This is a genomic window from Pseudarthrobacter lactosi (genome assembly GCF_055412785.1).
The window spans coordinates 360,280-382,672 of the sequence record NZ_JBVAYS010000001.1 but is presented as its reverse complement, the minus strand read 5'-3'; the positions used below and the strand labels follow the sequence as shown (position 1 = coordinate 382,672).

General features: G+C 62.6%; 19 protein-coding genes and 1 pseudogene. 8 read left to right on the top strand and 12 right to left on the bottom strand.

Features of this window, described 5'->3' with window-relative positions; all coding sequences use genetic code 11:
* Positions 1-11: 11 nt before the first annotated feature.
* The 3 genes from ACZY0Q_RS01755 (at position 12) to ACZY0Q_RS01745 (ending at position 5,243) form a co-directional block, all read left to right on the top strand.
* Positions 12-1,373: a pyridoxal phosphate-dependent decarboxylase family protein gene (locus tag ACZY0Q_RS01755; RefSeq protein WP_463913965.1), complete on the top strand. Its 1,362-nt coding sequence runs from the start codon at positions 12-14 to the stop codon at positions 1,371-1,373.
* A 414-nt stretch (positions 1,374-1,787) separates the two neighbouring features.
* On the top strand, positions 1,788-3,764 hold the full coding sequence (locus tag ACZY0Q_RS01750) for an FAD-binding monooxygenase (RefSeq protein WP_463913963.1): 1,977 nt from the start codon (positions 1,788-1,790) through the stop codon (positions 3,762-3,764).
* 99 nt (positions 3,765-3,863) lie between these two features.
* Complete coding sequence (locus tag ACZY0Q_RS01745; RefSeq protein WP_463913961.1) at positions 3,864-5,243, top strand: MFS transporter; 1,380 nt, start codon at positions 3,864-3,866, stop codon at positions 5,241-5,243.
* Positions 5,244-5,445: 202 nt separating this feature from the next.
* On the opposite strand, the gene ACZY0Q_RS01740 is transcribed toward ACZY0Q_RS01745, so the two are convergent.
* Positions 5,446-6,240, bottom strand: coding sequence for a hypothetical protein (locus ACZY0Q_RS01740; protein WP_463913959.1), 795 nt, complete (start codon positions 6,238-6,240; stop codon positions 5,446-5,448).
* Between the two features lie 211 nt (positions 6,241-6,451).
* Here ACZY0Q_RS01740 and ACZY0Q_RS01735 point away from each other — a divergent pair, with 211 nt between their 5' ends.
* A complete protein-coding gene (locus ACZY0Q_RS01735; RefSeq protein WP_463913958.1) occupies positions 6,452-6,784 on the top strand; it encodes a ribosomal maturation YjgA family protein in 333 nt (110 codons plus the stop codon).
* A 181-nt stretch (positions 6,785-6,965) separates the two neighbouring features.
* Entirely contained in the window at positions 6,966-7,469 is a 504-nt protein-coding gene (locus ACZY0Q_RS01730; RefSeq protein ID WP_463913955.1) for a universal stress protein, read from the top strand.
* A gap of 38 nt (positions 7,470-7,507) precedes the next feature.
* Here ACZY0Q_RS01730 and ACZY0Q_RS01725 read toward each other — a convergent pair.
* From ACZY0Q_RS01725 to ACZY0Q_RS01680, 10 genes and pseudogenes are all read right to left on the bottom strand, one after another.
* Positions 7,508-7,828: pseudogene (locus ACZY0Q_RS01725) on the bottom strand (DUF485 domain-containing protein); the annotation flags it as partial.
* Between the two features lie 290 nt (positions 7,829-8,118).
* Positions 8,119-8,706: a helix-turn-helix domain-containing protein gene (locus ACZY0Q_RS01720; RefSeq protein WP_463913953.1), complete on the bottom strand. Its 588-nt coding sequence runs from the start codon at positions 8,704-8,706 to the stop codon at positions 8,119-8,121.
* 41 nt (positions 8,707-8,747) lie between these two features.
* The gene (locus ACZY0Q_RS01715) at positions 8,748-10,004 is read right to left on the bottom strand and encodes an allantoate amidohydrolase (RefSeq protein ID WP_463913951.1); all 1,257 of its coding nucleotides are present in this window, start codon (positions 10,002-10,004) and stop codon (positions 8,748-8,750) included.
* A gap of 60 nt (positions 10,005-10,064) precedes the next feature.
* A complete protein-coding gene (locus ACZY0Q_RS01710) occupies positions 10,065-11,210 on the bottom strand; it encodes an FAD-dependent oxidoreductase (protein WP_463913949.1) in 1,146 nt (381 codons plus the stop codon).
* Positions 11,207-12,589 carry an FMN-binding glutamate synthase family protein gene (locus tag ACZY0Q_RS01705; protein WP_463913947.1) on the bottom strand — a complete coding sequence of 461 codons (1,383 nt, stop codon included), beginning with the start codon at positions 12,587-12,589 and terminating at the stop codon, positions 11,207-11,209. Before ACZY0Q_RS01705 ends, ACZY0Q_RS01710 begins: the two co-directional genes overlap by 4 nt.
* A 10-nt stretch (positions 12,590-12,599) precedes the next feature.
* Entirely contained in the window at positions 12,600-13,337 is a 738-nt protein-coding gene (locus tag ACZY0Q_RS01700; protein WP_463913946.1) for a protein glxC, read from the bottom strand.
* Positions 13,325-14,233, bottom strand: coding sequence for a class II glutamine amidotransferase domain-containing protein (locus ACZY0Q_RS01695; RefSeq protein WP_463913945.1), 909 nt, complete (start codon positions 14,231-14,233; stop codon positions 13,325-13,327). Before ACZY0Q_RS01695 ends, ACZY0Q_RS01700 begins: the two co-directional genes overlap by 13 nt.
* Positions 14,234-14,278: 45 nt before the next feature.
* Positions 14,279-15,667, bottom strand: a complete 1,389-nt coding sequence (glnT, locus tag ACZY0Q_RS01690; protein ID WP_463913943.1) for a type III glutamate--ammonia ligase — start codon at positions 15,665-15,667, stop codon at positions 14,279-14,281.
* A gap of 246 nt (positions 15,668-15,913) precedes the next feature.
* A complete protein-coding gene (locus tag ACZY0Q_RS01685) occupies positions 15,914-17,047 on the bottom strand; it encodes a tyramine oxidase subunit B (protein WP_463913941.1) in 1,134 nt (377 codons plus the stop codon).
* A gap of 445 nt (positions 17,048-17,492) precedes the next feature.
* Positions 17,493-18,065 (bottom strand): TetR/AcrR family transcriptional regulator, encoded by a 573-nt coding sequence (locus tag ACZY0Q_RS01680; RefSeq protein WP_463913939.1) that lies wholly within the window; start codon positions 18,063-18,065, stop codon positions 17,493-17,495.
* A gap of 125 nt (positions 18,066-18,190) precedes the next feature.
* On the opposite strand from ACZY0Q_RS01680, the gene ACZY0Q_RS01675 reads away from it, so the two are divergent.
* Both ACZY0Q_RS01675 and ACZY0Q_RS01670 read left to right on the top strand, forming a co-directional pair.
* Positions 18,191-18,544 carry a cupin domain-containing protein gene (locus ACZY0Q_RS01675; RefSeq protein ID WP_463913937.1) on the top strand — a complete coding sequence of 118 codons (354 nt, stop codon included), beginning with the start codon at positions 18,191-18,193 and terminating at the stop codon, positions 18,542-18,544.
* Between the two features lie 31 nt (positions 18,545-18,575).
* Entirely contained in the window at positions 18,576-19,985 is a 1,410-nt protein-coding gene (locus ACZY0Q_RS01670) for a flavin monoamine oxidase family protein (protein ID WP_463913935.1), read from the top strand.
* A 66-nt stretch (positions 19,986-20,051) separates the two neighbouring features.
* Here the strand turns inward: ACZY0Q_RS01670 and ACZY0Q_RS01665 are convergent, their stop codons facing one another.
* Entirely contained in the window at positions 20,052-20,684 is a 633-nt protein-coding gene (locus ACZY0Q_RS01665; RefSeq protein WP_463913933.1) for a TetR/AcrR family transcriptional regulator, read from the bottom strand.
* Between the two features lie 215 nt (positions 20,685-20,899).
* Between ACZY0Q_RS01665 and ACZY0Q_RS01660 the strand changes: the two genes are divergently transcribed.
* Positions 20,900-22,354 carry an APC family permease gene (locus tag ACZY0Q_RS01660; protein WP_463913930.1) on the top strand — a complete coding sequence of 485 codons (1,455 nt, stop codon included), beginning with the start codon at positions 20,900-20,902 and terminating at the stop codon, positions 22,352-22,354.
* Positions 22,355-22,393: the final 39 nt, after the last annotated feature.

Sequence of the window (22,393 nt, the reverse complement as noted above, 5' to 3'; positions counted from 1 at the left end):
AGGAGAAACTAATGAGGGCTCAAGACGTCCGGCTGAACGACGACGTTATCGCCGAACTAAGGCAGCGCGCCAAAGACTTGGAGGCGTACGCCACCTTGTGGGCCGGAGGACCAACCATTGACTCGTCAGGCTCAGCTGCCCTCTCTTCCCTGGTTGAACGACTGGCCAACATGTATCCATACGGGGATGCGAAGTACATCGGACAACTCCTTAAACCCCCGCACCCTGTGGCTTGGGTTGCGCAAGCCATCGCAGCACTCATCAATCCGAATAACCACGCTCTGGACGGAGGCCCGGCCACCGCTGTCCTCGAAAAGGAAGTCGTGGCCAAACTTGCGGCAATGTTCGGCTATGAGGAACATCTGGGCCATCTGACATCGTCCGGCACCATCGCTAACCTTGAGGCGCTCTGGGTTGCCAGGGAATTGCATCCAGGTAAGGTCATATTGTCCGGAACGAACGCCCACTACACCCACGAGCGTATGTGCCGGTTGCTCGGAACCCCGCATGAGACCATTCCGGAAGACGACCGGGGCCGTCTTTCGATGGCGGATCTGAGGATTAGGCTGGCGCGAGGCGGGGTCGGGACCATTGTTGTGACTCTTGGCACGACCGGTCTTGGGGCACTGGACCAAGTCCATGAGGCCGCGGACCTGGCAGCCGAATTCGGAGCCAGGTTACATATCGATGCAGCTTACGGAGGATTTCACACCCTCCTGGCCACTGGTCCGGAACCGCTGGTTGATCCTGCCCCCTTCCTAGCCGTTCGCCGGGCGGATTCAATCGTCGTAGATCCACACAAACACGGACTTCAACCGTACGGATGCGGATCTGTTCTCTTCGCTGATCCATCTGTCGGCAAGCTCTATTCGCACAACTCCCCCTACACCTACTTCACATCTTCTGACCTCCATCTTGGCGAGATCAGTCTGGAGTGCTCGAGAGCGGGCGCGTCGGCGGCGGCATTTTGGGCCACTGTCGAAGCTCTCGGGTTGTCACGCGACGGAATGGGATCGATTATCGCCGACGGCCGAAGGGCAGCACTGCAGATAGCTGAAGTCATCAGAGCTGCCGACGGCGCCGAGCTCGTGGTTGAACCCGAACTTGACATCGTTTGTGCCTTCCCTCGCCGTCATACCAGCAGCCAGATATCTGCGGCAACAGAGGAAGCGTTTGCGGCCATGGCCCGGGACGGCTGGCACTTGGCACTGTATCGGGTCGACAGCAAGTGGCTTGCGAGGAACCATCCATGGATCGTCGTTGATAGTGACTACACCACTGTCCTGAGATCCTGCACCATGAAACCCGAGCATCTCCACGTGGCCCAAGAATTCAGCCACCGGCTCATTGCATCGATGGGGCAACAGTCCTAACAGACGGACTAAAGGGGCTGCCAATGTTGCTCCGCAGGCTGGATGTAAGCACCTGACCCGCAGGACACCGCTTCACCTAGGGAAACGATGCGAGGCCCCATGCTTGGCGACGTGGGGTTACCGGGCCCATGGAACTTTCACCGCTTTCTATGCATCGCGAACCAGATGCTGGGCAGGAGCGTTCTACCTTCAACTCGGCTACGAGGACTCGGCCGCGTTCTATGCACACCGCCAGATGTTTCAGTTCAGGGCCCCGTCCCGGTGAAGGCACACAACAAATGGCAGCAACCAGGGACGGATCGCTGGAGAGCCCGCACACCGCCTTGGCAAGTGTCGATAGTCAAAATTTCAGATACCAAGCGTCCAGTTTTGAAGAGCTTCGACGCTAACCGCTTACAACGAAGTGAGGAATCAGTGCAGTTTCACCATCACGGTTACGTATCCGGGGACCCCCGGGTCCAGGCTGCAGCAGGAGTCGGCATTAACAGGCCGACGGAGCTTCCGGACGAGGTCGACGTGCTGATTGTCGGCACCGGGCCTGCCGGCATGCTCGCGGCCGCGCAGTTGTCCCAGTTTCCCGGTGTCGCCACGCGCATCGTGGAGCGTCGGCCCGGGAGGCTCGCCATTGGCCAGGCCGACGGAATCCAAACCCGCACAGTCGAGACCTTTCAGGCCTTCGGCTTTGCCGAGAGGATCATCGCCGAGGCGTACCGGATCACCGAGACGGCGTTCTGGAAGCCGGACCCGGCAGACCCCTCGCGCATCATCCGCAGTGCCCGCACCCCGGATGACCCCGCCGAAATCAGCGAGTTCCCCCACCTTGTTGTTAATCAGGCCCGTGTACTGGACTACTTCGCCGAGTTCATGGCCAACTCGCCCACCCGGATGTCACCCGACTATGGCTTTGAGTTCCGTTCCCTGAGCATCGCGGACGAGGGGCAGTACCCCGTCACCGTGACCCTGCTCCACACCTCCGGCCCTCACGAGGGACAGGAGCGCGTGGTCCGGGCGAAGTACGTTATCGGTGCGGACGGCGCGCGCAGCAAGGTGCGGGAGTCAATCGGCTGCACCCTCGCCGGCGATCAGGCCAACCACGCCTGGGGCGTCATGGATGTCCTAGCGGTCACGGACTTTCCCGATGTCCGCACTAAGTGCGCGATCCAGTCCGGTACAGGCGGCAGCATTCTGCTGATCCCGCGCGAAGGCGGCCACCTCTTCAGGATGTACGTTGACTTGGGTGAGGTGGATCCTGACAACAAGGGCGCCGTGCGCAGCACGTCCATCGAGGAAATCATCGATAAGGCGAATGAGATCCTCCACCCGTATACCCTCGACGTCCGCAACATCGCGTGGCACAGCGTGTACGAAGTGGGCCACCGGCTCACGGACCGGTTCGACGACGTCCTGCCGGAGCAGCGGGGCACCCGAGCGCCCCGTGTGTTCATCACCGGCGACGCCTGCCACACCCACAGCGCCAAGGCCGGCCAGGGCATGAACGTCTCCATGCAGGACGGCTTCAACCTGGCATGGAAGCTCGGCCACGTCCTCGAGGGCCGCAGCCCGGAGAACCTGCTGTCCACCTACTCCGCGGAGCGGCAGGTGGTCGCGAAGAATCTCATCGACTTCGACAAAGAGTGGTCCACGCTGATGGCCAAGAAGCCGGAGGAGTTCGAAGACCCCTCCGAGCTTGAGGACTTCTACGTGCGCACCGCCGAATTCCCCGCCGGCTTCATGACCCAGTACGCCCCCTCAGTGCTGGTGGCCGCCCCTGAACACCAGGACCTGGCAACCGGCATCACCATTGGCAAGCGTTTCAAGTCAGCACCCGTCGTGCGGGTCGCCGACACCAACCCGGTACACCTCGGCCACCACGCCAAGGCCGACGGCCGGTGGCGCTTCTACATCTTCGCTGACTCGGTACCGCACGGCACCGAGTCGCCCACCCAGCGGTTCGCCGATTGGATCACCAACTCACCGGATTCCCCACTTGCCGCCACTCCATCGGGGGCCGACCCCGACGCCTGGTTCGACGTGAAGGTGATCTACCAGCAGGACCACACAAGCGTCGACATCACCGCCGTTCCGGCAGTGTTCAAACCCCAGGTCGGCCCGTTCCAGCTCACGGACTACGAGAAGGTCTACGCTACAGACCCGACTGCGGACATCTTCGACCTGCGCGGTCTCGACCGCGGCGGCGTCGTCGTGATCGTGCGCCCGGACCAGTACGTGGCAAACGTCCTGCCGCTCACGGCGACGGCCGAGCTTGCCGCGTTCTTTGCACCCCTCCTGCAGCTACGGCGCAAGGGCATGAGCCACGCGGACGGCAGTGTGGTTGCCGGAACCACGATCGGCACCACCGTCGGCATTCCGGTAGTTCCGGTCTCCGTCTGACAAGGCTTTTCCGTCTCCACCCGCAAATCTGCACCACGGTTCGATCCCCCGGGTTTCCCCCGGGGCCACACCGCTCACACCAACTGGAGAAACATGAGTATGTCCACGCACAGTTCGAAGGCGAACCAACGTCGCGTCGCCTTCGCCACCGTCATCGGCACCACCGTTGAATGGTACGACTTCTTCATTTACGCCACGGCCGCCGGCCTGGTGTTCGCACAGTTGTTCTTCGAGCCAGCCGGCGCCACCATCGGTCTGCTGTTGTCGTTCGCCTCCGTCGGAATCAGCTTCCTCTTCCGGCCTCTGGGCGCCTTCCTGGCCGGCCACTACGGCGATAGAATCGGCCGCCGCGCCATGCTCGTGCTGACCCTGATCCTCATGGGCGCGGCAACGACCTTGATCGGCTTCCTGCCGACCTACGCGACCGCGGGCGTTATCGCCCCGGTCATGCTCCTGCTGCTGAGGATCCTGCAGGGCATCTCCGCGGGCGGTGAATGGGGAGGCGCCGTCCTGATGGCAGTTGAGCACGCCCCCAGCGACCGCCGCGGACGGGCCGGGGCATTCCCCCAGCTGGGCGTTCCTCTGGGGCTGCTCCTGGCCTCCGGCGTCACGGCGCTCATGACCGGTGTGATTTCCCCCGGAGCCGCCTTCCACGAGTGGGGATGGCGCGTGCCCTTCCTGCTGAGCATCGTGCTCATCGTCGTTGGCTACTTCGTACGCCGCGCGGTCGACGAATCCCCCGTTTTTCAGGAAATCGCAGCGGCCAAGAAGCAGCCCAGGATACCGATCGTGGAGCTATTCCGGCGCCACGGACTGCTCGTGATCATCGCTGCCCTGATCTTCGCAGGCAACAACGCTGCAGGGTATATGGCAACCGGGGGCTTCATCCCCAGCTACGCATCCAGCCCCGCTGTCGGTCACGGACGCACTGACGTGCTCGTCGCAATCGCTTACGGTTCGGCAGTCTGGCTCGCCTTCACCTACCTCGCCGGATACCTCTCGGACAGGATTGGCCGCAAGCGCACATATTTCATAGGATTCGGCGCCCAGCTGTTGGCTTGCTTCCCGCTCTTTTGGCTGATCAACACGGGTTCCCTGGCGATGCTCTACCTGGCACTGACTATATTTAGCTTCGGTCTGGGACTGGCGTACGGCCCGCAGGCTGCCCTGTACTCGGAAATGTTCCCAGCCTCGGTGCGTTTCTCCGGCGTCTCCATCTCCTACGCTCTAGGTGCGATCCTCGGCGGCGCCTTTGCCCCGACAATCGCCACGGCACTGGTGCAGGCCACAGGCGGAACAGAGGCCGTTTCCCTATATCTGGTCGGGATGACTCTTATCTCCCTGCTGGCCGTCTCCCTAGTGCGGGACCGCTCAGGCATCGACCTTTCTATCCGAAATCAGGCCGAACAGGAAGTTGGAGCGCTCGTCTTTGACCGGCGAACCGCCGACGTTCCAGGAGAGACTATCCACATCACGTAGTCACTCCGCCGCTTGGGGCCGGGGCTAGCCCAGAACGCCCGGCACCACGCGGCGGAAGCCGGTTATCTAAGGCGACAAGGATGACGCACAAGGGACCCAACAAAGAATAACTCCATGGGGGCGACACCTCCTTCACTCACCTCATGAGCGGTTCGGCAGTCACGCGCATCGGCCAAGTTACCGCCACGCGGCCATCCGGTCCTCAGGCAATCACGTTGAGCGTGAGTTCCACGGCGCCGAGGAAGAGTGCCAGAACCGACGTGCCAAGCCCAGCCACCAGGAGCAGGCCGGGGTGGGCGAGACCCACCACAACTCGCCGGAGTTGGGGCGAATGCCGCAGGAATTTCTTGGGCAGCCGCGAATCTTGCGGGTTCTGGCGCCAGCCGCGAAGACGGCGCAGGAACCACGCACAGCGCACGATAAGCGCCATCCACAACACCGACACAACCAGGGGGACCGCCGCCAGGAGCAGGTTGAACCCCAACGACGTCACGGCACGCTCCGAGTTCCCGGCCAGTGCCTGCACCGTTGTGGAAATCGAGGCGCTGGCCACCACGGAGAGGCCCCACACCATAAACGCAGCCGTCAGCGCGAGGAACCGGACAAAGAAGTGCGCGAGCACCGATTCTTTCTGGGGCTTGAGGTACCGGCGCGGGGTCGCATGGAGCACGGCCACGGTGCAGGCCAGTGTGGGCAGGGCAGCCATCCCCACAAGCAGGTACCACGTCCAGCCGGCCAGGTCCACAAATTCGTCAGCGATGATCAGCAACGCCCAGAAACCCGTCCACGCCCAGCCTGCATGCAGCGGATTCCTGACAAGCCAGGCGGGCAGCCGCTGAGGCTGCGGGACAGGCGGCGCGACAGAGGGCCGGGAAGCAGGATTCCGGACCGTCCTACCTGCGGGCGCAACACCAGTCGGACCGACGCCGGCTGAGCCGTCCGGGAGAGCCCCGACCTTGGCGTCCGGGGGGGTTTGCTCACCGCTAGCCATGCTCATGGGCTCACTGTAGCAATGCGGGGGCGGGCCCCGCCGCCGTCAGAGCGCTGAGCTAGGCTGAATGCGAAGATTCTCGTTGGTCCGCATCCGGGAGGGAAATGAGCATTGACTGTGGAGGCTTGGAGCAGTGAGCTGTTCAATTGAACCGGGGCGTTCAGGAATCAGACGGGCCTTGCTGTGCATCGCCGGTCTCTTAAGCATTGTGCTCGGGTTGAGCATTCGCACGCTCAGCGATGCGGCGTGGACAGGCCCTGCCGGTGATGGCCTGTACGCGGTGCTGATCTATATTCTCTTGGCCATCCTGATTCCGTCGAAGTCCAAGACACTGATTGCAGCCGCAGCCGTTACAGTCTGCGTAATGATCGAACTGTTCCAGCTCACTGGTCTTCCTGCCGAACTCGGAGCATCCTGGCCACCCCTTCGGCTGGTACTCGGAACCACGTTCGGCACCGCGGATTTGTTCGCCTACGCCGGTGGTGCTGCCGTCGCCTACGCAGTTGATCAGACCACGGGCACGGTGGTGAACAGCAATCGCCATCACTAGGTGCCGTACTTTCCTGCTCCCCAAGGGGAAGATGTCAGGCCTGACGCATCCGGTCCCTTGGGAAACATCCGTCGACAGTTCCGTTCGCCTGCGGGTGCGCATATGATCGGCACACAGCTACCGCTGATGCGGGCTGCAAACCAGGGACAACCAGGGGATTCACCTTCGAGGGAGAACGGTCATGGATGCGGAAGCAAAGGTACTTGTCGGTGTGGACGGTTCCGAATCGTCCATTCAGGCGCTCCGTCTCGGGGCGCAGTTGGCGCCGGCCCTGAACGCCACCATTGTCGCTATTGCCTGTTGGGATTTTCCAGAGATTTACGCCGGATATGTTCCACCCGATTTCGCCCGGTTTGAAGCGGCTGCGGCGAAATCTCTTGCGGACGCCTTGCAAAGGGCGTTCGGTGAGGAGACTCCGGACAGACTGACTACGCAACTGGTCCGCGGACCGGCCGCGGGGAAGCTCGTCGAAGCGGCCGCCGAAGCTTCATTGCTGGTGGTTGGACGCCGGGGACATGGGGGTTTCCTTGGCCTGCATCTCGGCTCCGTGAGCTCTGCGTGTGTTGCCCACGCGGGCTGCCCCGTCTTGGTGACGCATGCCGAAAGCAGCCACCGCCCCCATCACTTATGGAGGGGCTCCAAGGAGAAAGGACAGCCGGGAAAAGCGGAGATTCCGCTTCTCTAGCCGTACGGCGCCGGCTTCTCACAGGAACGGGATCCCTCTCAACTCGCCGCTCCGTCCACTCGGTTGCCAGATTTGTCGAACTCATGGCCTTCGATTTCGTGGCGGATTTCGGCGGCGATGGGCTCCAGTTTCCGGTTGGAGTAGCTGACGTACCAGCCCGTAATGGCGAAGGTGGAAACAAACTGAAGAAGGCCCATGAGGAGTCCGATGTTGATGTTTCCCCAGACCTTGATGGACATGAATTCGGCGGCATAATCAGCCAGCAGGACGTAGGCGAAATACCAGAGCAGGAATGCAACGGCCACGGGAAACATAAAGCTGCGGTGGCGTTTGCGAAGTTCCTGGAACCGCTTCGTCGATGGCGGTCACCCTTCCCACTGTCTCGCATTGCGCCGATTTAGGCGCGCCCTACTGCGGCATCAGCCGAAATGGGCATCCCGGAGATCATCGCGCCAAACCCGTCCGTTCAGCGCCGGCCCTGGACGCGGAGGCCATCAGGGCAGGGATACTTGACGCCTTGGCCGAGGAGGTGGGCCTGATGCTCGCCGAAAAGTTGGTGGCCGGGCCCGCGGACGTGGATTTGTGCATGCTGCTGGGCGCCAACTTCCCCAGCATCAGGGGGCCTCACCCCGCTGCTGGACCATGCGGCCTATTTCGCCGCCACGGCCAGAAACCGAATGGGAAGCTCCAATAGCGCCAGCGGGCCGTGGGGTCCTTCGCCATCCAAAAGTAGCGAATCCCCCGGCTCCATTGAATATTCGTATTGCCCGTGGCCATAGACCATCCTGCCGGAGAGCACGTAGATAAATTCGGTTCCGGGATGCTGGAACAGCGGAAACACGTCGGAGGCATCAGTCAGCGTCACGAGGGTGGGCTCGAGCGCATCGGTGCGCCCTTTGAGGGCACCGAGCACACGATACTCATGCCCGTGCTGGGTACCGCTGCGTACTGTCAGGCTGCCCTGGCCGCTCTTGGTGAATGTCGCATCCCTGTCCGTGTCCGCACCACGGAACAACGCGGTGACCGGGATCCTGAGTCCATCTGCGAGCCGCTGCAAGGTGGTTAGCGAACAAGACGTGCTGGCCGTTTCGATCTTCGAGATCATCGCCTTGGAAAGTCCGGTGCGGGCTGCAAGTTCAGCGGAGGACAGGCCCTGCGCGGTGCGGTAGTGCCGCAGCTGGGCAGCAATCACTTGTTCGAGTTTTCCGGCAACCTCTTCCCGGGCATGTTGGGTCATATATGCCATCTTATGTTGCTGTGAGTGATGCTCCGGCAGCCCTAGCTGATAGGTCGTGCTTGCCCCAGGAACCCCGTGAGGGAATCAGCCAATGCGACGGCGCCGGCCTCTGCGTCCCAGTCCTCCACCAGCTCGTCCGGTGAATGGGAGATACCGGTGGGATTGCGGACGAACAGCATCGCTGTTGGAAGGTGCGAACTCAACACCCCGGCGTCATGTCCGGCGCCGGTGTCCAGGACGGGCGCCGCGGGAAGCAGTTCCTTGAGCCGGTCCCGCAGGCCGCCGTCGAAATGCACAGTGGGGCTGAGAGATTCCGTATTGAGGCTGGCGGTGCAGCCTTCCTCGGCGGCAAATACCTGCGCATTCAGCCCGATGGCTTCAACCAGGGCTGCGGTTACGGCGTCGTCCGGGTGCCGGACATCGATCCACAGGTCCACCCGGGAGGCGATCACGTTGGTCCCGCCTGGAATGGGCTGAACCCTGCCGACGGTGGCCCGGGCGTCCCGGTACTTCCTGGCGGTGTCGCGGATGCTGACCACGATCTTGGCAGCAGCGATCATGGGGTCCTTGCGGTCGGTCATCAGTGTGGTGCCGGCGTGGTTGCCCTGCCCGGTGATGCTGAGTTTCCACCGGCCGTGGCCCAATATGGATGAGCCAATGGCCACCGGCTGGTTCAGGTCCACCAGTCCCCTGCCCTGTTCCACGTGCAGTTCCACGAAGACCCCCATCTGCTGGAGCGTCGTGTAATCGACTCCGATCAGCCGGGGATCCTGGCCGTTCGCGGCGGCGACGTCGGCGAACGTGTTTCCGTCAGGGTCTTTGAGCCGACGTGCCTTGTCCGGGTCCAGTTCACCCGTCAACAGACGGGAGCCCAGGCACGCGACGCCGAAGCGGGAGCCCTCCTCTTCGGGAAACACGGCGATGGCCAGCGGCCGCTGGGGCCGGAGTCCGCGGGCTTTGAGGATGTCGACGGCGACCAGCGCCGACGCGACACCGAGCGGACCGTCGTACTCACCGCCTCCGGGAACAGAGTCTAGGTGGCTCCCGGTCACCACGGCGTCCCTCCGAGTGCCGCTGGACGTGTCCCACCAGGCCCAGATGATGCCGTTGTGGTCAGTGCTGACTTCGAGTCCACGCCGTTCCGCCTGCTCAATGAACCAATTCCGCAGGTCCGTTTCAGCGGTGGAAAACACCGGCCGCGAATAGCCACCCCGTGACTTGTCCTTGCCGATAGTGGAGATGTCCTGGAGCAGACCGCTTACGGAGTCAGCGGTCTGCTTGATGGCGGAGGTGGTCACAGGATGGATCCGTTTCTGTTGTAGGGACCGGCGGCGTGCAGGGTTCTGCAGGATAAACCGTCAGGAGCTGCCGACGCCGACAGTGGGACGGAATCGCGCGGGAACGCCGCGGGCCCCGGTGGCAAGGTCGGCAGCCCATTGCCCGATGAGCGGCGCGAATTTCGCTCCGTGTCCGGAACACGGAGACAGGATTGTCAGGTTGTCCTCGCGGCCGATGAGAAAGTCTTCATTGGGGGTGTTGGTGAACAGGCAGGTCGTTTCAGCGTAGGGCTGCGGGTCAAGACCGGGGAGATAGCGTCGGACGTAGTCCGCCACCCTTGCCCGGTTGGCCGGATCAACAACCCCCGTCTGTTCGGCTGCGGAGGGGATGAACGGACCGCCGTTGTATTCGGCCACTTTCTGCCCGGCAAACCCTGCGTCCCGTCCGCCCGGAAGCCCATATGTCTGAATGTCGGTGGTTTTGTGGATGAAGGTGGGCCACTGGCTCGCAGATTCAGGAGGATTTCTGTACTTGAAGTGGAAGGCCTGTTCCTGCCGGACGGTGATGTCCGGAAGCCCGGCCAGGAACCCGGCGGGAAGGGGGAGCGACCTGAGCAGCTGCGGCAGCCAGCCGCCCGTGCTGATGACCACGTTGCCGGCATCGCACGTTTCACCGGTGGTGGAGGTCAGGCGGTAGCCGCTGCCGCTGCGCTCTATGCTGCGCAGGCTCCAGTCCGTCAGCAGCCGGGCGCCGTGTCCGACGGCAAGGCCGACCATCACGTTGACTGCAGTTTCGGCGTCAATGACGCCCGCGCCGGGGTGCCACAGAACCTCGGTGTCGAAGGCGATCTGTGGCCAGCGCGTCCGTGCTTCGGAAGCGGACAGAAGTTCGTGCTCGATGCCCTGGTCTGCCAGCACCGAGGCCAGGAGCCGCGGGTTCCGCTCTGAACCGTAGTCCACCGCGCCGAAGGGAGTGATCAGCGAGGTTCCGGTGGCGGCGGCCAGTCCGTCCCAGAGCGCCTTGGACTCCAGGACCGCTCGGGTGTAGAAGTGCTCCGGGTAGGCGTAGCGGAAGATCCGGGCGGAGCCGTGCGAGCTTGCGTCGTGGCTTGCCGGGACGTTGCGTTCCAGGAGGGTGACCTGGTGGCCGCGGGAGGCGAGCTGCCAGGCGGTGGCGGCGCCGGCGAGGCCGGCGCCCACCACGACATAGTCGGAGGAGTCAGTCACAGTGCACCTTGGCCTGCGCCGGGGATCCAGGAGGTGCCGGCCAGCGGCACGCGGGCCATCGCCGAAGCCTCGATGGTCAGCGCCACCAAGTCCTCAGGTTCCAGGTTGTGCAGGTGCGACTTTCCGCATGCCCGGGCGATGGTCTGGGCCTCCATCGTCAGGACGCGTAGATAGTTGGCCAGGCGCCGTCCGCCGGCGATGGGGTCCAGCCGGGAGGCGAGCTCCGGGTCCTGAGTGGTGATGCCGGCGGGGTCGCGGCCGTCCTGGAAGTCGTCGTAGAAGCCGGCGGCCGAGCCCAAGGCCGAATATTCGGCTGCGTAGCGGGGATCGTTGTCACCGAGGGCGATCAGCGCCGCGGTGCCGATGGCCACGGCGTCCGCGCCCAGTGCCATGGCCTTGGCGACGTCGGCGCCGGTGCGGATGCCGCCGGAGACGATGAGCTGGACCTTGCGGTGCAGGCCCAGTTCCTGCAGGGCCTGGACGGCCTGCGGGATGGCGGCGAGCGTGGGGATGCCCACGTTTTCGATGAAGACCTGCTGGGTCGCGGCGGTGCCGCCCTGCATTCCGTCGACGACGACGACGTCGGCTCCGGCCTTTACGGCCAGGGCGGTGTCGTAGTACGGGCGGGAGGCGCCGATCTTGACGTAGATGGGGGTCTTCCAGTCGGTGATTTCGCGCAGTTCGCCGATCTTGATTTCCAGGTCGTCCGGGCCGGTCCAGTCCGGGTGGCGGCTGGCCGACCGCTGGTCGATCCCCACGGGAAGCGTGCGCATGCCGGCGACGCGTTCGGTGATTTTCTGGCCGAGGAGCATGCCGCCGCCGCCGGGCTTGGCGCCCTGGCCGAGCACGATCTCAATGGCGTCGGCCTTGCGGAGGTCATCCGGGTTCATGCCGTAGCGGGACGGAAGGTACTGGTACACGAGGTGCTTGGACTGGCCGCGCTCCTCAGGGGTCATGCCGCCGTCGCCCGTTGTTGTGGAGGTTCCCACCTCGGAAGCGCCGCGGCCCAGCGCTTCCTTGGCGTTGGCGGACAGTGCGCCGAAGCTCATTCCGGCGATGGTCACCGGGGTCTGCAGGTGCAGCGGGCTGCTGGCGTGCCGGTCGCCGAGGACGACGTCGGTATCGCACTTTTCGCGGTAGCCCTCCAGCGGGTAGCGTGACATCGAGGCGCCGAGGAAGAGCAGGTCGTCAAAGTGCGGGACCTTGCGTTTGGCGCCCCAGCCGCGGATGTCGTAGACGCCGGTGGCGGCGGCGCGCTGGATATCGGCGATGGTGGCGCGGTCGAAGGTGGCGGATTCGCGCAGGCCGAGTTCAGCGATGTTCCGAGGACGCTCTTGGGCGGAGTGAACGGTGTCCTGGGGCGGTGAGGTGATAGTCATTGGCGTGTCCTTAGTACGACGTCGAGTTGTGGACGCTGAAGTGGTAGAGGCTCCGTGCCGATCCGTAGCGTTTGAAATCCGCCGGGTTGTCCGCGCGGCCAGCGGCGGTGAGCAGCTCCGCGAGTTCCGCCAGGTGCTCGGCTTTCAGGGGCTTCTCGATGCAGTCCGCGCCGAGCGATGCCACCGTGCCCTTGACGTAAATGCGCGCTTCATAGATGGAGTCACCGAGTGCGTCGCCGGCGTCACCGCAGATTACGAGCCGGCCGGCCTGGGCCATAAACGCTGACATGTGGCCGATGTTGCCGCCCACCACAATGTCCACGCCCTTCATGGAGATCCCGCAGCGTGCCCCGGCGTTGCCATCGATGACCACCAGGCCGCCACGGCCGGTGGCGGCGGCGGACTGGGACGCGTCCCCCTTCACGTGGACGCTGCCGGACATTATGTTTTCCGCGAGTCCGACGCCGGCATTGCCGTTGACGGTCACGTCACCCTTTTGGTGCATCCCGGCTGCGTAGTAGCCGGCATGGCCTTCGATGGTCACCTCGATGTCAGCGTTGATGCCGACGGCCAGGCTGTGCTTTCCGCCCGGGTTGGTGGCGGTCCAGGACTGCCCGTCAACGGCGTTGTGGATGGCCCGGTTGAGTTCCCGGACAGTGGTGACTCCCAGGTCCACCGTGGTGGTGGCGGGCCCATTTGCTGCCGGGACGTCCGTTGCGATGTTTTCGGGGGCTGTCAGAGTGACCATGTGTAGACCTTTCCGGGTTCCGGTTCAAAGATGCGGGCGTTGTCGATGCCGGGCAGGCCGGCCAGGGCGCGGTATTCGGAGGCCATGGCCACGTAGTCGTCCGTTTCGGCGATGATGGCCGGTTTGCAGGCGATGGGGTCGCGGACCACTGCCATGCTGTCCGCCGTGGTGACCACCAGAGTGTAGAAACCGTCAAGGACCTTGCCCACGTTCACCAGCGCTTCTTCCAGCGTTTCGCCCTGCTTCAGCCGGGAGGCAACGTAGCGGGCGCCCACTTCGGTGTCGTTGTCGGAGTCGAACACCACACCCTCACGCAAGAGGCCCCGCCGCACGGTGGCGTGGTTGGAGAAGGAACCGTTGTGTACCAGGCAGAGATCGTCGGCAACGGAGAACGGATGTGAGCCGCCAGCGGTGACCGCGGATTCGGTGGCCATCCGGGTATGGGAGAGGCCCTGGCTGCCGGCCATCGCTTCCAGGCCGTGTTCGGCGGCGATCTCCATCGGGTGGCCCACGCTCTTCATCACTGCCACGTGCTCGCCGCGGCCGATGATCGTAGCGGCCGGGAGGGTTTCGCTGACGGCCTTCACCAGCAGGTCGGTGTCGACGGCGGCGCTCACCAGGGTGGTGTCGCCCACCACCCGGACCACGGCGGCGGCATCCGAAGGCAGCAAGGCCGCGACGCCTGCGGTGATGGCCGCCGTCGTCATTCCTTGGTCCTTGCCCAGGAGGCTGAGCGTTGAGGTTCCCTCCGAGACCAGGCCGGGGGTGTTGTAGACGGCCAGGCCTGCGGAGTCCGGACCGCGGTCCACGATCTGGCACAGCATGGAGGACAGCAGGCTGCCCATCCGGGGGTGCAGCAATGGGTTGCGCAGCTGCAGCGCGGCGATTCCGCACATGGTGGAAGTCCTTTACTTGCTTGGAGTGTTCAAAAGGAGGCTGGGTTAGGTGGACGTCAAATACGTGCGGATTTCCCAGTCGCTGACTTGGTTGTGCCAGCTCAGGAATTCCTCTTCCTTGGCATCCGCGTAGTACGTGCCGATCTCGGCGTCGCCGCTGAGGCTGGCCAGGATGACGGGGTCCTTCCGCAGCGCTTCCACGGCATGGAGCAGGGTGGCCGGCAGCAGGTGCGCGTGTGCTTTGGACTCGCCGGGACCTGACGGGGCACCCGGGTCCGCGGCCTTTTCCACGCCGTCCAGCCCGGCGGCAATGACAGTGGCGATGGCCAGGTAAGGGTTGGCGGAGCCATCTCCCGAGCGCAGCTCGATTCGCTTGTTGTCCGGGACCCGGATCATGTGCGTCCGGTCGTTGCCGCCGAAGGACGCTTTGCGGGGTGACCAGGTGGCGCCCGAGGAGCTGGTAGTGGCGCCCGTCCGCTTGTAGGAGTTGACGGTGGGGGCAAGGAATGCCTGTAGCGCCGGGGCGTGGTCCAGGATCCCGGCAATGAAGGAGTAGGCGAGGCCAGAGATCGCTAGGCCCCGGCCGTCGTCGTTCCCTTCACTGTCATCGGCGGGGAACAGCGCCTCGGTGCCGGACCACAGGGACAGGTGGAAATGCAGGCCCGTGCCGGTGCGGTCGGTGAAGGGCTTGGGCATAAAAGTGGCAGTCATGCCGCGCTGCTCGGCCAGGATGTTTAGGATGTAGCGAAGCGACACCACGCGGTCGGCTGTGGTGAGGGCATCCGCGTAGTTGAAGTTCTGCTCGAACTGGCCGGCGGCGTCCTCGTGGTCGTTTGCGTAGTTCCCCCAGCCGAGGCCGTTCATTGCGTCGGAGATGGAGGTGAGGTGGTCGTACATGCGTGTGACGCCGCGGGCGTCATAGCAGGGGCGGGGTGAATCGTCCCGGTCATCGGCGGTGCTCAACGTCCCGTCGTCGTTCTTTTTCACCAGGAAGTACTCCACTTCCGCCCCCACCTTGGCCTGCATCCCCTTTTCCGCGAGCTGGGCAAGGGTGTTCTTCAGGATCACCCGAGGGGCATAGGGCCAGGGCTTGCCGTCCACGTGCGGGTCACAGTGGATGATGGCCAGACCCTCCTTGATGAACGGAACCGGCGTGAAAGACGCCAGATCGGGAACAGCGATAAGGTCCGAGTCCTGCGGCTTCTGCCCAATGAGGCCCGCGGCATAGCCTGCGAAACCCATAGCACCGCCTTCCAGCTCGTCCGCCGCTTCCACCGGGACCAGCTTGGCGCAAGGCTTGCCGGTCATGTCCACGAAGGTTGCCAGCAGGAAGCGGACGTTGTGGGCCTTGGCAATATCCGCCAAGGTGATCCGGCCGACGTCCGCTGTGACTGGATCCGTCGCCTGTACTTCAGGGGTTACGAGGCTTGTCATCGAAACTGTCCTGTTCAATTGCTGTTGATTGCCATGAAACGTTGTTGATTCATAGTAGTCAAAGCGGTGTTACAGGCATTTGCCTGATGTGTAAAAAGTGGATGTCGTGTACTGCGGTCGCCGAAACGGCAGTTAACCTCCCGGGAGATCTGGCTTCGCTCCTCAAGCATTGGGAAGCTCGGGGTCATCCCCGGTTCTTCGATCCCATGCTTCGCCACCGTTAGCGGTGGCGCCCGCGACTGGGGATCAGGCGAGGGCCGGCGTGTCCCAGAGATTCAGAACGGTGCCGATGTTCCTTTCCTCGGCGACGCGGTAAAGATCTGTCGCCCACGCAACATCCTCTACGGGCATGCCTCCCACGGAATAGAGGATGATTTCTTCGTCGCTTCGGCGACCAGGGAGCTTTCCGGTGGCCACGTCGGCGATTTCCTCGATCTTCGATGACGGGATTTTTCCCTTCTCAAGCAGCCCGAACCAGTGGGACCCTGGAATGCCCAGGATCTGGTAGGCGGTGGGGCCATACTCCTCGAGCCACGCCTGATAAAGGCCCTCGGCATCAATCACGAGGCGCGCGTCACCTTCAAGGAAGTCGTCATCGAAACGCGCGGCGGCCGGAAGCAGCAGCAAAGCTCCGGGTTTGATAGCCGATTTCGGAAAATATGGGAACGCATCGCTTCCGGCCGCATCTGTGGAGGTAGTTGCCATGACGATGTCAGCATCGGCGATTGCCTCCTCGATCGTCTCGGCGGAGGCAACGCTGCTGAGCTGCGGGAACTTGCCCTTGGCCCAGTCCACGAACGCCTGGGTGCTACCGGCACTCCGGCCCTTCACCCACACCGTGTCGATCGAGGGGCGCAGTGCCAGAGTCGTTTCGAGGACCGATCGAGCGATGACACCGGGGCCGACCACGGCCGCGACCTTCGCGTCTGCCTTCGCGAGATGCTTGACCCCGACGCCAGGTACAGCCCCGGTACGGTATGCGCTGAGCAGGTTCGCGCTCATGATCGCCAGCGGTGCGCCGGTATCTCGGTCGTTCAGCACAAAGATGTGGACCGATCGAGGCAGCCCTTTCTGACGATTTTCCGTGTTGGAGCCGTACCACTTGACTCCCGAGGTCCCGAACCGACCGCCCAGATAAGCGGGCATTGCCATAAAACGGCGATCCGGCCCGTCCTTCGGCATGCCGTCGTGTCCGGGGCTCTCGGGGAACGTAATCATTGCACCATGGGAGTTGCCGTTGTCCCCTGCCATCCGGTAATCGCCCTGGCGTAGGAGAATGAGGGCCTCTTCCATGACATCGGTGCAGCGAACAACGTCACCCACGCCCGCTTCGATCATGTCGGGTTCGCTAAGGTAGCGGAAGTTGATTTCAGTGGACATCTGGGTTCCTTTACGATTCATCGCATTCAACAGTGACTACCGTGAGTAAACAGTCTCGGCGTTTGGCCTGTCAAGCGTGAGTTCCGGTTTTTTACGTTTTCCCTGCTCAGGCTCACAAGGGGAGGAATGGGGCGCTGGCGCTCTCGAATATTTAGGTTCCGGCAACGACGAAGCCCCTGCCGCCATTTGGCTCGTCAATGAGCTGGCGCAACAAATCGAACTTCAGATGGGCGTCGATGCGGTACTGGGCGATGACGTTCTGATGGATCTTCTGGCAGTTGTCAGCGCGTCCGGGTGTTGCGACCTTCCCATCGGGCCCGCTAGGGGACGTCCAGACATGACGCCGGCACCGGCTTGACGGTCTTCATCGGCGTTTGGTTTGGGCCGTCGCTAACGAGAGGAGCATGCATCGACGACGTCGCGGTTTCACTTGGCGCTGGAGGGCTTAGATCGAGGCGTGTGCGTGCTGGGTGAGAGTAGTCCAGAGGTAGCGTATGGCCTGCTCAGTGCGCTGCTCGTCTACGCCGGCGATGAGCTGGAGGACCAGCCCGTCGAGTGCCGCAAAAGAAGCCTGGGCGATCCCGGCCTCGTCCCGGATGCCCCAGCCGCTTAATCCCGTAGAGAGCGCTGAGATGTAACTCTCATAGAGTTTGCGGATCGCATCTGCAAGCTCCGGCCGCCGTCTGGCCTCCAGAATCATCTCGTACTGAAAGGTCTGCAGATCGGGGTTTTCGTGAATGAGCGCCAGGATGCTGCGGAGAAAATCTTCTTCCGCGGAGGGCAGATTCTCCAGCCCGGACAGGCCTATGGATTGATCTACCGACCACTCCAACGCCGCTTCGATTAACGCATCACGGGATCCGAAGTGGTGGGCTACCAGAGTGTTGTTTACGCCTGCCACTTCAGCAACGGCACGGTAGGTCAAGCCTCGAAGGCCCTTGCGTGCCACTACGTGAACAGTTGCGGCAAGCAGGGCGCGCCTGCCGGTGCCGTAGCCGCCGTTTCCCTGTGGACCCATAAGCCGAGTCTATCTGTTTCAGAAGAACCCTTGACGCCGAGACTCAGCAAATGCTTAGCTGTGATAAGACTCACAACTCAGCATTTGCTGAGCAGGTCGTCCCATACCTTCCGCAAGGAGATCAAATGTCCACGTCCTCCCCCTCTTTGGAATTCACTACGCACGACGCACACGATCCGGGAAAGTACGAGCCCTTTGAGGTGGGCAACGTTCAGTGGGTGCGCCGGCCCGGCGACGGAGACCGCCCTGCCCTCTCTGCCGGATTCTGGCATGTAACCCCTGAGGAGGCGCCGGAACCTTTCGACCTGTTGATCGAGGCTGACGAAACCATCCACATCATTGAAGGACACCTGCATATTGAGGTGATCGGCGGTGAGACCTTCGATCTGAAGCCCGGCTCCGCCGCGTCATTCAACAAGGGCGCCAAGACCAGGTGGTCTGTCGTTGCAACAACGACTGAGTTCTTTGTTTACTCCTGACGACGCTGCGCAGACGCTACGAAGGATTGTCATGACGGAAACCACCTCCCCGGCCCTGGATGCTGATGTCCTGGTCATAGGCGCGGGCTTCGCCGGCCTTACTGCTGCTCGTGAGCTTGGGCAAAGCGGTATCTCCGTAATCGTTCTGGAAGCCCGCGATCGCTTGGGCGGTCGTGCCTGGCTGGAAACCCAATTGGGACGCTCTTTGGAAATAGGAGGAACATGGGTCCACTGGACCCAGCCCTTTGTCTGGGCGGAAATGAAGCGCTATGGGCTGGGTACCGCGCAGAGCCCAACCCCGGAAATTGCCTACTGGTGGGGTGACGGTAAGCGCCATCACGGCGATCCTGCCCAACTCCTCATGGACCTCGGCGTTTCTAACCAGAAGCTCGTTGAGGACTCACGGCGGTACTTTCCCCAGCCCTTCACGCCGTTTGCCAATCCGGCGATCGTGGAGGTGGACGCATTTTCCCTCTCGGAGAAGATCGCAGAACTGCAAATCAGCGATTACTCAAAGGACATCCTGGAGTCCTTCTGGGCGCTTAACTTCAACGGGCCCGTCGATGATGCGGCATTTACTCAGGCGCTGCGGTGGGTGGCACTGACAAATGGTGATTGGCTGGTCAGCTTCGAAGCATGTGCCACCTTCAAGATCGAGGGCGGAACGGAGGCGCTGATCAATGCCATGGCAGTCGGTACCGATGTCCGGCTGAATACAGCCGTCCTGGCGTTCCAGCAGGACGACACCGGCATCTCCGTAACGGCAGCGGACGGCGTACGGTACCGGGCTAAGCATGTAATCTGCACAATTCCCCTGGGCGCGCTGCAAGGGATCTCGTTCGAGCCGGCGTTGTCTGATTCAAGCAGGAAAGCTGTAACCGAAGGGCAGGTGTCTAAAGGAGTTAAGGCTTGGATCAAGGTCAAAGGAAGTCCACGTCCGCTCGTGGCTTTGGGGTCCGCGGACTGGCCGCTAAACTTCGCGCAAACCGAATACGAACAGGGAGGGGACACCATCCTGGTGGCCTTCGGTCCAGATTCCTCCAGGTTGGACACGACAGATCTCGAGCAGGTTCAGGCTGCAGTTGATCTACTCCTGCCCGATGCCGAAGTTCTGGATGTCGCCAGCCATGACTGGACTACTGACCCTTTTTCCGGCGAAACGTGGCCCATGCACAGGCCCGGGTACCTGACCGAATGCCTGGCAACTTTCCAGGAGCCGCAGGGCCGCTTGATCTTTGCAGGCTCCGATTTTGCCAATGGCTGGGGTGGTTTCATAGACGGCGCCATCGAGAGCGGTCTTGAAGCTGCCCGCAGCCTACGGACTCCATCTCAGGAGCTGACCCCTCGGAACTGCCAAACGTCGGTCACAGTGGTGTTTCCCCAGGCAAGGGAGGCACCCCACGAGGGTTCTGACGATATCGCAGTCTGCGCAGCGGATTGAGCCCTTGGACAAGTAGGCCACCCGTTGGTGGCGGCACCGCATCCGCACACTCGCGCGGCGGCGATTCTACCCCTCGGGAACGGAACGAAGCTGGCGCAGGACCTCTTCATCGCGGTCCCTGGAGGTTTCCAGCATGGAGACGAGGCGTCCGACCTGTATGACTGCAGCCCTGATTGTTACCGGATCGCTGATGGTCAGGAACTGCAGCATAAGGCCGTCCAAGGCAGCAAAGATCGCTAAGGAAACTCCATCATCGGCGTGCAGGCCGCGTTGCCGGAGTGCGTCATTGACGGTGCTCATGTAATTGGCGTACAGCCGCTCGACGAGGAACCTCACCTGGGGGTTGCGTCGGGATTCCAAGAGCATCTCGAACTGGAACAGCTGCAGTTCGGGTTCAGCCGACACTGTTGCGATGAGTGAATCGGCGAACTCTTCGTCGAAATCGACAATCCTTTCCAGGCCGGTCTCCTGAATTGAGCGCTGAACGGCCCATTCCATGGTGGCGGCAAGTAGTCCCTCTATGGAACCGAAATGATGTGTAACGAGGGTGTGGTTAACGCCCGCCCGGGCCGCGACAGCGCGGTAGCTGACTCCTCTTAGACCCTTTTCCCCCACGACATCGATGACTGCCGCCAGCAGGGCGTCGCGCCCGTCCCCATACGGCAGGCGGGTTGAGGGCTCGGTTGAAGGTTCGCTCATGGACCGAGTTTAGCTCCCTCGTTACTTCAGGGGGAGAGCATTGACAGTAACAACTATACAGACGTAGAGTTTGCCTTGTGCTTCGGATCACAGTCCGATCAAACATCTCGCGCACGACTCTCCCCCAGCCTCCCAGTGCATTGTGGCGCAGAAGCAGGGGTATCAAACACTTTCCGCATCGGCTACGCGCCCTGCACTCCTGAAAGAGCCAACGCATGAATCAAGAACCAGTCAGTACATCGGTGAATCTTCGGCTGGACGAGCGGGATGCCTCCGCCGCTCCGGTTCGGTTGCGGCCGAACAAGCTCGGCGTCATCGCCATTGCCTTCTTTGCCATTGCTGCAGCTGCCCCGATGGCGGCAGTGGTGGGCGCCAGCCCCGTACTATTTTCGGCCAGTGGGGCCGGCACCCCGGTCATTTACGTCATCGCTGCCTTGCTGGTTGCCCTCTTCTCGGTCGGCTACCTGCGGATGAGCCAGCACATCACGAATGCCGGCGGCTTCGTGGCCTACATGGCCAAAGGCCTGGGCAACAAATGGGCAACCGGCGGGGCAGGGATCGCCATCCTGACCTATCTCAGCCTCCAGATCGGGCTGTGGTCCCAGTTCGGCGTCTTTGCACAGATGCTGCTTGAAGGCCTCACGGGCATCAGCCTGCCGGTCTACCTGTGGATCGCTGTGTTGCTTGCTGTCGTTACCGGTCTGACCATGCGCGGTGTCGATGCCAGCCTTAAGGTGCTGGGGATTCTTATCCTCGGGGAAGCCTTCGCGGTCGCGGCCCTCGTGGTGTCCCTCGTCGCACAGAAGGGATTTGGAATCTTCACCTTTGAAGGTTTCACCGGATCCAGCGTTTTTGGTCCGGGCCTGGGAATCTCCCTGCTGTTTGCCTTTGCCTGCTTCACGAGCTTTGAAGCAACCGTTGTCTTCGCGGAGGAAGCAAAGGACCCACGCCGCACCATCCCGCGGGCCGCCTACTTCGTCATCGCCTTCGTTGGCGTTTTCTACATGATTTCGACCTGGGCTATCAGCGGGGCCATCGGCATGGACAACATCCAGACCGTGGCTGCCGAAAATCCAGCGGGAATGATCTTCGACCTCGCAGAATCCAGCGCCGGCTACTGGCTGAACATAACCATGCAGATTCTCGTCGTCACGAGCTTCCTCGCCATGCTCCTGGGCCTGTCCAACATGTTCTCCCGCTACCTGTTCTCCCTCGGCCGTGCCGGCGCCCTGCCGGCAAAGCTCTCGTCCGTTTCGAAGAACGGCGCTCCGCACGTCGCAGGCCTTGTCAACGGACTGGTCGTTCTGGCCATCATCAGCATCTTCCTGCTTGCAGGAGCCGACCCCATTACCACCGTGTTTGCATGGTTTGTGGCCTTGGGGACTGCAGGCTTCATCACTATCCTGCTGGTGACATCAGCGGCCATCGTCGTCTTCTTCGCCAGGAACCGGATGCGGGACAACTTGTGGGTCACCGTGATCGCCCCGTCGCTTTCATTCCTGGCCTTCATCGTCATTGGATACCTGACCCTGGACAACTACGACGCACTGCTCGGCGGCGCGGGCGGCGTCGCCAGGTGGCTCCTGCTGGGCATACCCCTCTTCTTCATCGCCGGCCTCGCCCGCGGCACACAAAAGCCTTCCATCAATTTCGCAGCAGTCATCGGCTGACCCCGCATACACCTGTCCAGTCCAAACCCAGTAGTACAA

What these genes read in the sequence shown, in the direction of transcription:
- ACZY0Q_RS01665 (WP_463913933.1), bottom strand. Translation starts at nt 20,684, where the DNA reads ATGAGCGAACCTTCAACCGAGCCCTCAACCCGCCTGCCGTATGGGGAC.
- ACZY0Q_RS01700 (WP_463913946.1), bottom strand. Translation starts at nt 13,337, where the DNA reads ATGGTCACTCTGACAGCCCCCGAAAACATCGCAACGGACGTCCCGGCA.
- ACZY0Q_RS01720 (WP_463913953.1), bottom strand. Translation starts at nt 8,706, where the DNA reads ATGACCCAACATGCCCGGGAAGAGGTTGCCGGAAAACTCGAACAAGTG.
- ACZY0Q_RS01755 (WP_463913965.1), top strand. Translation starts at nt 12, where the DNA reads ATGAGGGCTCAAGACGTCCGGCTGAACGACGACGTTATCGCCGAACTA.
- ACZY0Q_RS01670 (WP_463913935.1), top strand. Translation starts at nt 18,576, where the DNA reads ATGACGGAAACCACCTCCCCGGCCCTGGATGCTGATGTCCTGGTCATA.
- ACZY0Q_RS01680 (WP_463913939.1), bottom strand. Translation starts at nt 18,065, where the DNA reads ATGGGTCCACAGGGAAACGGCGGCTACGGCACCGGCAGGCGCGCCCTG.
- glnT (WP_463913943.1), bottom strand. Translation starts at nt 15,667, where the DNA reads ATGACAAGCCTCGTAACCCCTGAAGTACAGGCGACGGATCCAGTCACA.
- ACZY0Q_RS01730 (WP_463913955.1), top strand. Translation starts at nt 6,966, where the DNA reads ATGGATGCGGAAGCAAAGGTACTTGTCGGTGTGGACGGTTCCGAATCG.
- ACZY0Q_RS01705 (WP_463913947.1), bottom strand. Translation starts at nt 12,589, where the DNA reads ATGACTATCACCTCACCGCCCCAGGACACCGTTCACTCCGCCCAAGAG.
- ACZY0Q_RS01695 (WP_463913945.1), bottom strand. Translation starts at nt 14,233, where the DNA reads ATGTGCGGAATCGCCGCGCTGCAGCTGCGCAACCCATTGCTGCACCCC.
- ACZY0Q_RS01685 (WP_463913941.1), bottom strand. Translation starts at nt 17,047, where the DNA reads ATGTCCACTGAAATCAACTTCCGCTACCTTAGCGAACCCGACATGATC.
- ACZY0Q_RS01745 (WP_463913961.1), top strand. Translation starts at nt 3,864, where the DNA reads ATGTCCACGCACAGTTCGAAGGCGAACCAACGTCGCGTCGCCTTCGCC.
- ACZY0Q_RS01675 (WP_463913937.1), top strand. Translation starts at nt 18,191, where the DNA reads ATGTCCACGTCCTCCCCCTCTTTGGAATTCACTACGCACGACGCACAC.
- ACZY0Q_RS01740 (WP_463913959.1), bottom strand. Translation starts at nt 6,240, where the DNA reads ATGAGCATGGCTAGCGGTGAGCAAACCCCCCCGGACGCCAAGGTCGGG.
- ACZY0Q_RS01660 (WP_463913930.1), top strand. Translation starts at nt 20,900, where the DNA reads ATGAATCAAGAACCAGTCAGTACATCGGTGAATCTTCGGCTGGACGAG.